This window comes from Variovorax sp. 01T439_2 (genome assembly GCF_056398445.1).
Genome location: NZ_JBFTPJ010000070.1, coordinates 1 through 11,360 on the forward strand (window position 1 = coordinate 1; position 11,360 = coordinate 11,360).

General features: G+C 69.6%; 9 protein-coding genes and 1 pseudogene. 8 read left to right on the plus strand and 2 right to left on the minus strand.

Annotation, left to right across the window (positions count from 1 at the left end; genetic code table 11):
- Window positions 1-98 (plus strand): annotated as a pseudogene (locus AC1DOC_RS05510) (pyridoxamine 5'-phosphate oxidase family protein); the annotation flags it as partial.
- 19 nt (window positions 99-117) lie between these two features.
- Here AC1DOC_RS05510 and AC1DOC_RS05515 read toward each other — a convergent pair.
- Window positions 118-1,983 (minus strand): M48 family metallopeptidase, encoded by a 1,866-nt coding sequence (locus AC1DOC_RS05515; protein WP_478129504.1) that lies wholly within the window; start codon window positions 1,981-1,983, stop codon window positions 118-120.
- A 240-nt stretch (window positions 1,984-2,223) separates the two neighbouring features.
- Here AC1DOC_RS05515 and AC1DOC_RS05520 point away from each other — a divergent pair, with 240 nt between their 5' ends.
- From AC1DOC_RS05520 to AC1DOC_RS05550, 7 genes are all read left to right on the plus strand, one after another.
- Entirely contained in the window at window positions 2,224-3,414 is a 1,191-nt protein-coding gene (locus AC1DOC_RS05520) for a multidrug effflux MFS transporter (RefSeq protein WP_027729600.1), read from the plus strand.
- Between the two features lie 14 nt (window positions 3,415-3,428).
- Entirely contained in the window at window positions 3,429-4,859 is a 1,431-nt protein-coding gene (locus tag AC1DOC_RS05525) for an MFS transporter (RefSeq protein WP_027729601.1), read from the plus strand.
- Between the two features lie 20 nt (window positions 4,860-4,879).
- A complete protein-coding gene (locus AC1DOC_RS05530; protein ID WP_027729602.1) occupies window positions 4,880-5,521 on the plus strand; it encodes a paraquat-inducible protein A in 642 nt (213 codons plus the stop codon).
- Window positions 5,518-6,234 (plus strand): paraquat-inducible protein A, encoded by a 717-nt coding sequence (locus AC1DOC_RS05535; protein ID WP_027729603.1) that lies wholly within the window; start codon window positions 5,518-5,520, stop codon window positions 6,232-6,234. The genes AC1DOC_RS05530 and AC1DOC_RS05535 overlap by 4 nt, the downstream gene beginning before the upstream one ends.
- Window positions 6,231-7,877: a PqiB family protein gene (locus tag AC1DOC_RS05540; protein WP_478129505.1), complete on the plus strand. Its 1,647-nt coding sequence runs from the start codon at window positions 6,231-6,233 to the stop codon at window positions 7,875-7,877. Before AC1DOC_RS05535 ends, AC1DOC_RS05540 begins: the two co-directional genes overlap by 4 nt.
- Window positions 7,874-8,506: a PqiC family protein gene (locus AC1DOC_RS05545; protein ID WP_027729604.1), complete on the plus strand. Its 633-nt coding sequence runs from the start codon at window positions 7,874-7,876 to the stop codon at window positions 8,504-8,506. The genes AC1DOC_RS05540 and AC1DOC_RS05545 overlap by 4 nt, the downstream gene beginning before the upstream one ends.
- Window positions 8,507-8,665: 159 nt before the next feature.
- Window positions 8,666-10,267, plus strand: coding sequence for an MFS transporter (locus tag AC1DOC_RS05550; protein WP_027729605.1), 1,602 nt, complete (start codon window positions 8,666-8,668; stop codon window positions 10,265-10,267).
- Window positions 10,268-10,302: 35 nt separating this feature from the next.
- On the opposite strand, the gene AC1DOC_RS05555 is transcribed toward AC1DOC_RS05550, so the two are convergent.
- Window positions 10,303-11,360 (minus strand): alpha/beta hydrolase family protein (locus tag AC1DOC_RS05555; RefSeq protein ID WP_478129506.1); only part of this gene is annotated, 1,058 nt, incomplete at its 5' end.

Genomic DNA, 11,360 nt, shown 5'->3' on the forward strand with positions numbered 1-11,360 from the left:
CGCCCGGCGCCATCCTGTCGGCGCTGACCGATGCCGCCTTCGACGGCGAGAGCTACGACCGCGAACTGCCGGCGCGGCAGCGCGCCACCTTGTATTGAGCAGCGCCTTTCGGTTCGTTCAGGGCTCGGGCGAGGCCTGTTGCTGCTGCTGCGCCCGCATGATCTGGTGGCGCTGCCAGTAGCGGCCCACTGCGCCCTTGAAGTTCTCCTTCTGCTTGCCGAGGCCGCCCACCTTGAGCTTGGTGGTGCGCGCGCCGAGCATGCCCTTGTCGTGGTGCGTGACCACCAGCAGGTCGCCGAAGGTGTTGTCCTGGAAGGTCAGGTCCTTGACCTCGTCCCAGCCGACGGTCGAGCCGCCATCCACGCTCTGGCGCAGGCCCGCATGGCTCACCTCGATACTCTCGCCGTTCTTCAGCGCGAAGGCAACCGGCGGAAAGTGGCGCAGCACCACGGCGCGCTCCTCCTCGGTGGCCGGTTCGTAGCGGTAGGCGAGGCTCAGTTCGTGGTTCTGCACGAAGCGCTGCTCGTAGTCGCTCCACAGCCGCTGTTCGATGGCGGCGGCGGTTTCGATGTCGTCGGCCCACGAGGCCGCGGGCGCAGTCGCGACGATGGCACCGTAGGCGCTTTCGGGCACATGGTGGCCGACGTTGCGCATGCGTTCGAGCAGCGGCGGATGGCTGTCGTAGGGGTGCGGCACGTCGGCGGTCTTCATGGTTTCGACGAACGCATCCGAACTGGCATAGGGCGGCAGGCCGGCGGCCACGAAGCCCGCGATGCCGAGCGCGCCGTCGTGCTGGCGGTCCTGCGCGAAGAGCTTGCGTTCGACATCGTTGCGGTAGCTCGCATAGGCCGCGATCTTGATGAGCGACTGCAYGATGGCGCCGGGCGCCGTGAGGCTCGCGGACACGCTGTCGGCCTTGTATTCGCGCTCGCGGCTGTCGCGCGCCAGGGCAAAGGCGAAGATCATGCGATACAGGCGCAGCAGGTAGTGCGCCACGATGCTCAGGCCGCCGTCGCGCATCTTCCAGGTGTACTGGTCGAACTGCAGCAGCTTGGGGCCGAGCGCCGCGCTGCTGCGGGTGTCGCCGCCGCCCAGGTGGGCCAGCTCGTGCGCCAGCACCGCGTCGGCCTCGGACTGGTCGAGCACGCGCAGCAGCGGAATGCTCACGAACAGCGTGCGGCCTTGCAGCGTGCGCCCGCCCACGTCGCAGGGCGCCTCGGTGACGAAGAAGTTGGTGTCGATGCCGGCCACGATCTGGTCGGGCGGCGCGGTCTTCACGCGCGCGGCCAGCTGGCGGATGCGCTCCCACAGGCGCGGCGCATCGGCCTCGGCCACCACTTCGCCCTCGATCTCGTTGCCGAAGGGCAGCTTCTTGAACAGCGTGTAGATCGCATAGAACACGGCCACCGCGGCCGCGATGCCCGCGATGATGATCAGCTTGACGTAGTAGCTGTGCCAGAAGTAGGCCGTGACCCAGAACGACAGCCACACCAGCATCGCGCCCTGCAGCGCGACCTCGAGCGCGCTCGACACCGTCATGAGCCGCCAGCCCGCCACGAAGCTCGCATAGCGCAGGCCCCGGTTGGCAAAGGCCAATGCGCCCAGCACCAGCGCCGCCGCGAGCAGGGCGGCGCCCAGAACCAGCGTCCAGCCGGCGGCGCGGTCGGCCCAGTGGAACTGCCAGTGCATCGAGTAGGGGCTGCACACCTTGTCGTGGTAGTTCTTGTCTTCGGGCGCGGTCGCGCTGCAGGCCTTGGAGAGCGGGTGGCTGCGGTAGAACTCGGTGGCCTGCGCCTTGTTGCCGGCGGACAGACTGGTGTCGGAGGCGATGCGCTTCTCGATCGCCTGCAGGAATTCGGCGTCCTCCGTGCGCAGCGCGTACTCCGTGAAGACCAGCGTCGCCGCCGGAATGGCGAAGAGCGACACCAGGGTCAGAAGGAAGACGCGAAAGAGGTCGGCATGGATCGTTCGGGCGAGGGCCATGGGGTGCTTCTCCTGGATGCGATGTTGTGATTCGTTGTGCAAAACCGGCCGGAAAGGCGATAGCGTAGCGGGCGTTTGCCTCCTTGCGTATGTCGAAAATCGTGCATGCGCATGGCGTGAATACGAAGGTCGTACTCTTTGCGCAGAATTAGCAACAGCGATGCGGCGACCCCACGCCTGCACCGGATGCCGCGCTTGGCGACAATCGCTCCAATGCGTTCTTCGTCTCCCTTTTTCAAGATGGCCCTGCTGCTGGGCCTGCTCTCGGCCATCGGGCCCTTCGCCATCGACATGTACCTGCCGGCGCTGCCGGCCATCGGCCAGGCGCTGCGCGCCGACATCGGCGCGGTGCAGATGAGCCTCACGGCGTTCTTTCTTTCGCTGGGCGCGGGCCAGCTGCTGTACGGGCCGGTCTCGGACATGGTCGGGCGCAAGCCGCCGCTGTACGCCGGGCTGGTGCTGTTCGCGCTGGCGAGCGTGGGCTGCGCGCTGGCCACCGACATCCACACGCTGATCGCGCTGCGCTTCGTGCAGGGCCTGGGCGCGGCGGCCGGCATGGCGATTCCGCGCGCGGTGGTGCGCGACCTGCACACCGGCACCGATGCCGCGCGCCTCATGTCGCTGCTGATCCTGGTGTTCAGCGTGTCGCCGATCCTCGCGCCGCTCGCGGGCAGCGCGGTGATCGCGGTGGCGGGCTGGCGCGGCGTGTTCTGGGCCGTGACCATTGCCGCGGTGGCGGGCCTTGCGATGATGGTCACGCAGCTGCGCGAAACGCGGCCGGCCTCGGAGCGCGTCGAGAGCAGCCTCGGCAGCGCCTTGTCGGCCTACGGGGTGCTGCTGCGCGACTGGCACTACCTCGGGCTGGTGTTCATCGGCGGCTTTGCGATGGCGGGCTTCTTCACCTACCTGGCGAATTCGTCGTTCGTGATGATCGACCACTACGGCCTGTCGCCCGCGCTCTACAGCGTGGCCTTCGGCGTGAATGCGGCGGCCTTCATCGGTGCCTCGCAGTTCACCGGTTCGCTGGGCGAGCGCTTCGGGCTGGTGGGCCTCGTCAAGTTCGGCGTGGTGGCCTCGGGCATGGCGATGCTGGCGATGTTCGCGTACTTTGCCGCGGGCGGCGACAGCCTCTGGGTGCTGATCGTGCTGTACTTCATCGCCTCCGGCTTCATGGGCCTGGTGATCCCGACCACCGGCGTGCTGGCGCTGGAGATGCACGGCGCCATCGCAGGCACGGCCTCGGCGCTGCTCGGCACGCTGCAGATGCTGACCGGCGCACTGGCCATGGCGGTGGTGGGCCTCTTCACCGACGGCCGCCCGCTGCCGATGGTGGCCGGCATGGCCGGCGGCGCGCTGATCGCGCTGGTGCTGACCTGGCTCACGCTGGGCAGCGTGCGCTCCGAACCCACGCGCAGGACGCAAGAGGCGTGAGCGGCGCAGCGCACATGCAAGCCGCGGCGGCGGTCGAGGGCAACGCCGGGCAGGCCGCCGACGGGCTGGACCAGCCCGCGCGCCAGCGCGCGATGCTGGTGATCATCCTCGGCATCATGGTGGCGGTGCTCGACGGCACCATCGTCAACCTGGCGCTGCCGGGCATTGCGCGCGAACTGCAGGCCAGCCCCTCGCATGCGATCTGGGTGGTCAATGCCTACCAGATCGCCACGCTGGTGATGCTGCTGCCGCTGGCATCGCTCGGCGACCTGGTCGGCTACCGCCGCGTCTACCTGGTGGGCATGGCGGTGTTCACGGTGTCCTCGATCGGCGCCACCTTTGCCGATTCGCTGGCCACGCTGATTGCCGCGCGCACCTTCCAGGGCCTGGGCGCGGCCGGCATCATGAGCGTGAACGCGGCGCTGGTGCGGCTGACCTTTCCCTCGGCGCTGCTGGGGCGCGGCATGGCGATCAACTCGATGGTGGTGGCCACGTCCTCGGTGGCCGGGCCCTCGGTGGCGGCCGCCATTCTCTCGGTGGCTTCGTGGCCGTGGCTGTTTGCCATCAACGTGCCGCTGGGCGCCATCACGCTGGCGCTCGGCCTCAAGGCGCTGCCGTTCAACCGCGTGGCGCCGGCGGCGGGCCTGCGCTTCTCGCCGATCGACGTGGCGCTCAACGTGCTGATGTTCTCGCTGGTGTTCCTGGGCGTCGACCGGCTGGGCGTGCGCGAGGGCGGCGTGCCCGGCGGCGCGCAGGCCTCGGCCTGGGCCATCCTGCTGGCCGGCGTGGCGGTGGGCTTCGTCTATCTGCGGCGCCAGCGCAGGCTGGCGGTGCCGCTGTTCCCGATCGACCTGCTGCGCATTCCGGTGTTCGCGCTTTCCATGGGCACGTCGGTGGCGGCCTTCTGCGCGCAGATGCTGGCCTACATTGCGCTGCCGTTCCTGCTGCTCGAGGTGTACGGCCGCAGCCACATCGAGGCCGGGCTGCTCATCACCGCCTGGCCGCTGGCCATCGTGGCGATGGCGCCCATCGCGGGCCGGCTGATCGGGCGCTATCCGGACGGGCTGCTGGGCGGCATTGGCCTCGGCCTGCTCGCCATCGGCCTGGCGTTGCTGGCGGCGCTGCCGGCGCATCCGGGCAATGCCGACATCGCCTGGCGCATGGCGCTGTGCGGGCTGGGCTTCGGCCTGTTCCAGTCGCCGAACAACCACACCATCGTGACCTCGCCGCCGGCGCACCGCAGCGGCGCGGCCAGCGGCATGCTGGGCACGGCGCGGCTCACGGGGCAGACGCTGGGCGCGGTGGTGCTGGCCGGCGTGTTCAGCATCTGGACCCCGCATGGCGGCCGCGGGCCGGTAGTGGCGCTGGTGCTGGCGGCTTGCTGCGCGGGCCTGGCGGCGGTCTTCAGCAGCCTGCGGCTGAAGACGACGGGGCAGGGCGGCTGAATAGGTTAGGGTACGCCCCTATGACGGAAGTACCTGGAACCGTGGTTTGCCCGGGCTGCGATGCGGTCTTCAGCCGCGCGCCCCTGAAGCCGCGCGAGGTGTCGCGCTGCGCCCGCTGCGGCACCGAGCTCTATCGCCACGCGGGCGACCAGCAGCGCCGCATCCTGCCGCTGACGGTGGCCTCGCTGATCATGTTTGCCATTGCCAACCTGTTCCCGATCGTCGAGATCGAGCTGCAGGGCCTGCGCAGCCAGACCACGCTGGCCGGCGCCGTGCTGGTGCTGAGCCGCGAGGGCATGTCGGTGGTGGCGCTCTTGGTGCTGGCGACGACGCTGCTCTTTCCGCTGATGCAGTTGTGCATCCTGGCCTACCTGCTGGTGCCGCTCAGCCGCGAGCGCCGCCCGGCCGGCTTTGCGATCCTGGTGCGCGCGATGCAGATGCTGCGGCCCTGGGGAATGATCGAGGTGTTCCTGCTCGGCGTGCTGGTGGCGATCGTCAAGCTCTCGAGCATGGCGAGCGTGGTGGCGGGGTCGGCGCTGTGGGCCTTCATGGCGCTCACGGTGCTGCTCACCGCGGTGCTCTCGTTCAATCCCAATGCCTTCTGGGAAATGACCTTTCGCCCGCCCGGCGAGTCCGGCGAGCCCGGCAGGGAGGCCGCGTGAGCGCAGGCCAATTCCAGGCGCCGGACGACGCCGAAGCGCCGATGGCCACGGCCAGCGCGCTGGGCCTCCTGGCCTGCCCGCATTGCGATGCCGTCTGGCGCGGCGCCGCCGAGGGCGAGCCCTGCGGGCGCTGCGGCACGCACCTGCACACGCGCAAGCCCTACAGCCTGAACCGCACCTGGGCCTTCCTCATTGCGGCGTGCATCATGTACATCCCGGCCAACCTGCTGCCGGTGATGATCACGCGCACGCTCTTCGGCGCGCAGTACGACACCATCCTGAGCGGCGTCATCTACTTCTGGGTGTCGGGCGCCTACGGGCTCGCGGCCATCATCTTCATTGCGAGCTTCCTGGTGCCGCTGTTCAAGCTCACGGTGCTGATCCTGCTGGCCTTGCTGGCGCAGCGCGGCAGCAGCTGGCGCCGGCCCGAGCGGGCCAGGCTCTATCACATCATCGAGATCATCGGCCGCTGGTCGATGCTCGACGTGTTCGTGGTGTCGCTGCTCACCGGCCTGGTGCAGATCCAGGGCTTTGCGGTCATCAACGCGGGCGTGGGCATTGCGGCCTTCGGATCGGTGGTGGTGCTGACGATGCTGGCCTCGCTGAGCTTCGACCCCAGGCTCAACTGGGACAGCCGGCAGGAGCAGCAGCAGGAAGCCGAACGGGAACGCCGGGAACCGGCACGCGACAACAGGGAACACAAGCCAGCATGAGCGACGACGAAGCCAGACCCCCCAACGATCCATCCCCCCCGCCCGGGCTTCCTGCGCCGCGCGTGGTGCGCCGGCGCGAATGGCTGCCCTCGCTGATCTGGCTTATCCCCATCGTTGCCGCGCTGGTCGGCGTGATGCTGGTGGTCCGGATCCTGATGCAGCGCGGGCCCGAGATCGTGCTCACCTTCAACACGGCCGAGGGCCTGGAGGCCAACAAGACGGCCGTCAAGTACAAGGACRTGCAGATCGGCACGGTGCAGAGCCTGAAGCTCGCGCGCGACCGCTCGCATGTGCGCGTGACCGTGCAGCTCAGCAAGGAAGCCGAGAGCTTCACCGCCGAGGATTCGCGCTTCTGGGTGGTGCGGCCGCGGCTCGACACCTCGGGCATCTCGGGCCTGGGCACCTTGTTGTCGGGCGCCTACATCGGCGCCGACGCGGGCGTGTCGAACGAGACCGCGAGCGAGTTCAAGGGACTGGAGGTGCCGCCGATCGTCACGCGCGATGCCTCGGGCCAGCAGTTCCTGCTGCGCGCCACCGACGTGGGCTCGCTCGACGTGGGCTCGCCGGTGTATTTCCGGCGCATCAAGGTGGGCCAGGTGGCCGCCTACGAACTCGATGGCGACGGCCGCGGCGTGACGCTGCGCATCTTCGTCAATGCGCCCTACGACAAGTTCGTGGGCGTCAACACGCGCTTCTGGCAGGCCAGCGGCATCGACGCGCAGCTCAGCGCCAGCGGCTTCACGCTGCGCACGCAGTCGCTCGCCACCATCCTGCTCGGCGGCATCGCCTTCCAGGCGCCCGACGACGCCATGGGCCCGCTGGCCAAGGAGAACACGGCCTTCACGCTGGCGCAGGACGAAACCGCGGCCATGAAGGAACCCGACGGTCCGCCGCAGACGCTGCTGATGTACTTCAACCAGTCGCTGCGCGGCCTCACGCCGGGGGCGCCGGTCGATTTCCGCGGCGTGGTGATCGGCGAGGTCAAGTCGATCGGCGTGGAGTTCGACCGCGCCGAGCGCGAGTTCCGCATGCCGGTGCTGGTGCAGGTCTATCCGGACCGGCTGCGCCGCCGCGCGGGCGAGAGCGGCGTGGAGTCGCGCGCCACCCAGCAGGAGCGGCTGCGCTTCCTGGCCGAGAAGGGGCTGCGCGCGCAGCTGCGCAACGGCAACCTGCTGACCGGGCAGGTGTACGTGGCGCTCGACTTCTTTCCCAAGGCGCCGCCGGCCCGCATCGACGTGACGAAGAACCCGATCGAGCTGCCCACCATTGCCAACAGCCTCGACGAAATCCAGTCGCAGGTGCAGGAGATCGCAAGCAAGCTCAACAAGGTGCCCTACGAGCAGATTGCGGCCGACCTGCGCACCACACTCGCCTCGCTCAACAAGACGCTGGCCAGCACCGAGCAGGCGGTGAATCGCATCAACACCGACCTGACGCCCGAACTGGCCGCCGCCATGAAGGACGTGCGCAAGACCGTCAACAGCGCCGAGCGCACGCTGGCCGACGACTCTCCGCTGCAGCAGGACATGCGCCAGACGCTGCGCGAACTCACGCGCGCCGCGGGCTCGGTGCGCGTGCTGACCGACTACCTCGAGCGGCATCCCGAATCGCTCCTGCGCGGCAAACCGGACGACAAGAAATGAAGAACAGGAAAACGCTGCTTCCGCTTGCGGCCATTGCGGTGCTGGCGGTCCTCGCAGGCTGCGCGAGCAAGCCCGACAGCTACTACACGCTGGCCAGCGCCGTGCCGGCCGCGGAGGCGGCCCCGTCGACGCTCGGCACCGCCGCGCCGCTCTACATCGAGCTGGCGCCGGTGGCGGTGCCCGAGCGGCTCGCGCGGCCGCAGATGGTGGTGGGCCGGCCGGGCGGCAGCGTGCAGGTCGACGTGCTCGAGCAGCACCGCTGGGCCGCGTCGTTCGAGAACGAGCTGCAGGACGCGCTGGCCAGCGGCATCGCGGCGCGGCTCGGTGCGCTCGATGTCACCAAGGGCGGCCGCCCGTCCGCTCAGCCCGTGTGGCGCATCGCCGTGCAGGTGCGGCGGTTCGACGCGGTCGACGGCGGGCGCGTGGATGCAGGCTTCAACTGGACGCTGCGGCGCTCCGACGAGCCGCGCACCGTGGTGTGTCAGCTGGACGCGGGCGAAGCGGTCGCAGGCGGCATCGATGCGGTGGCGCAGGGCGCGCAGCGCGTCACCGCCGCGGCGGCCGCGGCCATTGCGCGCAGCGTGGATGCGGCGCGGGCGAATCCGTCCGCGACCTTATGTCCGGCCTGATTCTCTTTCTCCCTCCCCTCCCGGGGGAGGGCCGGGGTGGGGGCACGACGGCGCTCATCGATGCATGGCGCCCAGTTGCGAGCAGCCCCCATCCCGACCTTCCCCCGGAGGGGGAAGGAGCAAGACAAGCATCTGCTTCCAGATAGATCGGAGCTCACCATGGCACAGATCGGCAAGGCACCCTGCGACAACGTATTGATCCTGCATGGCGCCAAGACGCAGGAGGGCGCCTGTCCCGACGTGTCCAAGCCMTGGGTGCTGGCCGCGGCSATCGTSGGKTCGAGCATGGCCTTCATCGAYGGCACGGTGGTCAACGTGGCGCTGCCGGCCGTCCAGGCCGATTTGCGGGCCACGGCGTTCCAGGCGCAGTGGGTGGTCGAGTCCTATGCCTTGCTGCTGGCGGCGCTGCTGCTGGTGGGCGGCGCGCTCGGCGACCACTTCGGGCGGCGCCGCATCTTTGCGATCGGCGTGGGCATCTTCGCCCTTGCTTCCGTGGCCTGCGGGCTCTCGGGCAGCGTGCAGCAGCTGATTGCCGCGCGCGCGGTGCAGGGCATCGGCGCGGCCTTGCTGGTGCCCGGCAGCCTCGCGCTCATCAGCGCCGCATTTCCCGAGAAGGAGCGCGGCAAGGCCATCGGGGTCTGGTCGGGCTTCAGCGGCATCACGGCGGCCGCGGGACCCGTGCTCGGCGGCTTCCTGGTCGATCACTTCTCGTGGGCCTGGGCCTTCCTCATCAACGTGCCGATGGCGCTGCTGGTGCTGTGGATCGCATGGCGCCACGTGCCGGAGAGCCGCGGCTCGTCGGCCAGCGGCGGGCTCGATCTTGTGGGCGCGCTGCTGGCCACGGCCGGCCTCGGCGGCATCGTCTATGCGTTCATCGAGGCGCCCACGCAGCACTGGCGTTCGCCCGCGGTTCTGGCGGCGCTGGGCATCGGCATCGCCGCCAGCGCGGGCTTCATTGCCGTGGAGCGCCGTGCGCGCACGCCGATGCTGCCGCTCGCGCTGCTGCGCATCGGCAACTTCAGCGGCGCCAACCTGCTGACCCTGCTGCTGTATGCGGCGCTCGGCGGCGGGCTGTATTTCTTTCCGCTCAACCTGATCCAGGTGCAGGGCTACTCGGCCACGGTGGCGGGCGCGGCGCTGCTGCCTTTCATCCTCATCATGTTCGCGCTCTCGGGCTGGGCCGGGCAGCTGGTCGACCGCTTCGGCCCGCGGCTGCCGCTGGTGATCGGCCCCGCGATTGCCGCGGCGGGCTTCGCACTGTTTGCGGTGCCCGGCGTGGAAGCGAGCTACTGGCGCGGCTTCTTTCCCGCGGTGGTGGTGCTGGGCTTCGGCATGACCGTGACCGTGGCGCCGCTCACCACCACGGTGATGAACGCCGTGGGGCCGGAGCAGGCCGGCGTGGCCTCGGGCGTCAACAACGCGGTGTCGCGCGCGGCCGCGGTGCTGGCCATTGCGGTGTTCGGCGTGGTCATGGCCTGGGCTTTCGACGGCGCGCTGGTTGACAACCTGCGCGGCATCGGCGCATCGCCCGAGGCGACGGCATTTCTCGAAGGCGAGCGCAGCAAGCTGGCCGGCGCCGCGCTGCCGCCGGGCGTCGATGCGGCCACCGCCGCGGCCCTGAAAAAGGCCGTGGCCGAATCCTTCGTCGCGGGCTTTCGCTGGGTGATGCTGCTGAGCGCGGGCCTGGCCGTGCTCAGCGCCTTGAGCGCCTGGCTGATGATCGGCGGCGGGGCGGCGAAGGACCACGGCAGCGGCGGCTGAAAAAAGGGCCGCGCCGCGCCCCGGCGCCACGAGGACTATTGCCGGGGCATCAGTTCGTAGAAGTCGAACCCGTTGCTGCGCCCGCCAAGGCACACCGCCAGGGTGTCCTCGATCTTTCGCCATTGCGCGAGCCGGTTGCGCCACTTGCGCACGCTGTGCCCCTCGTCGGGAAAGCTCATGTACTCGACCGGCCGGCCGAGCTTCTGGAGCGTGGCCACCACGTCGTCCGAGTCCTGCCGCAGCACGCGTACGTCGTTGGCACCATGAATCACCAGCAACGGCGCGGTGATGCGGTCGATCTGCGAGATGGGCGAGTCCTGCAGCATGCGTGCGCGYTCCTCCGGTTTGTTCACGTCGCCGTAGAAGAGTGCGAAGTAGTGGCGGTTGCGCCAGAAGGGCGGCCAGTTCTCGATCACGCGGGGCCAGTTGGCGACGCCCACCACGTCGATGCCGCACCGGTAGTCGTGCGGCTTATGGATCAGTTGGGCAAGCACCGAGAACCCGCCGAAGCTGCCGCCGAGCACGGCCATGCGCTTGGGGTCGGCCACGCCCTGGTCGATGGCCCATTGCACGGCCTCGGCAATGTCGCGCTGAAGCCGGCCGCTGGTTTCGCGCGCGCCCGCCATCATGAAGGCGCGCCCGTAGCCGCCGGAGCCGCGGTAGTTCACGTTGAGGACGGCATAGCCTCGGTTCGCCAGCATCTGCGTGGGTGTAAAGCCGGCAGATTGCCATGAGTCGCGGCTCCAGGGGCCGCCGTGGATGTCGACCACCAGCGGCGCGGGCCCTTTTACCCCGAGCGGCCGCACGAGATAGCCATGCACGATGAGACCATCCGATGCCTTGAAGGAGAAGGGTTCCATGGGCGAGAAGAGGTCGGCCGTCGGCTCGCGCGGCGGCGTGAGGCGCGTGAGCTGGCCGCTCGTGCGGTCCAGCAGCAGTTCGACGCGTTCGTTCTCGGTGGTCGAGCGCAGCACGATGCGGCGCACGTCGTTGGCCATGCTCGCGGGCCGCGTGATGACGGGTTCGGCCTCCAGCCAGCCGCGCTCCCGGGCCGTCTTCACGGCGCCGGCCACTTCGCCGGCCAGTGCGGTGT

What these genes read in the sequence shown, in the direction of transcription:
- AC1DOC_RS05520 (WP_027729600.1), top strand. Translation starts at nt 2,224, where the DNA reads ATGGCCCTGCTGCTGGGCCTGCTCTCGGCCATCGGGCCCTTCGCCATC.
- AC1DOC_RS05525 (WP_027729601.1), top strand. Translation starts at nt 3,429, where the DNA reads ATGCAAGCCGCGGCGGCGGTCGAGGGCAACGCCGGGCAGGCCGCCGAC.
- AC1DOC_RS05530 (WP_027729602.1), top strand. Translation starts at nt 4,880, where the DNA reads ATGACGGAAGTACCTGGAACCGTGGTTTGCCCGGGCTGCGATGCGGTC.
- AC1DOC_RS05545 (WP_027729604.1), top strand. Translation starts at nt 7,874, where the DNA reads ATGAAGAACAGGAAAACGCTGCTTCCGCTTGCGGCCATTGCGGTGCTG.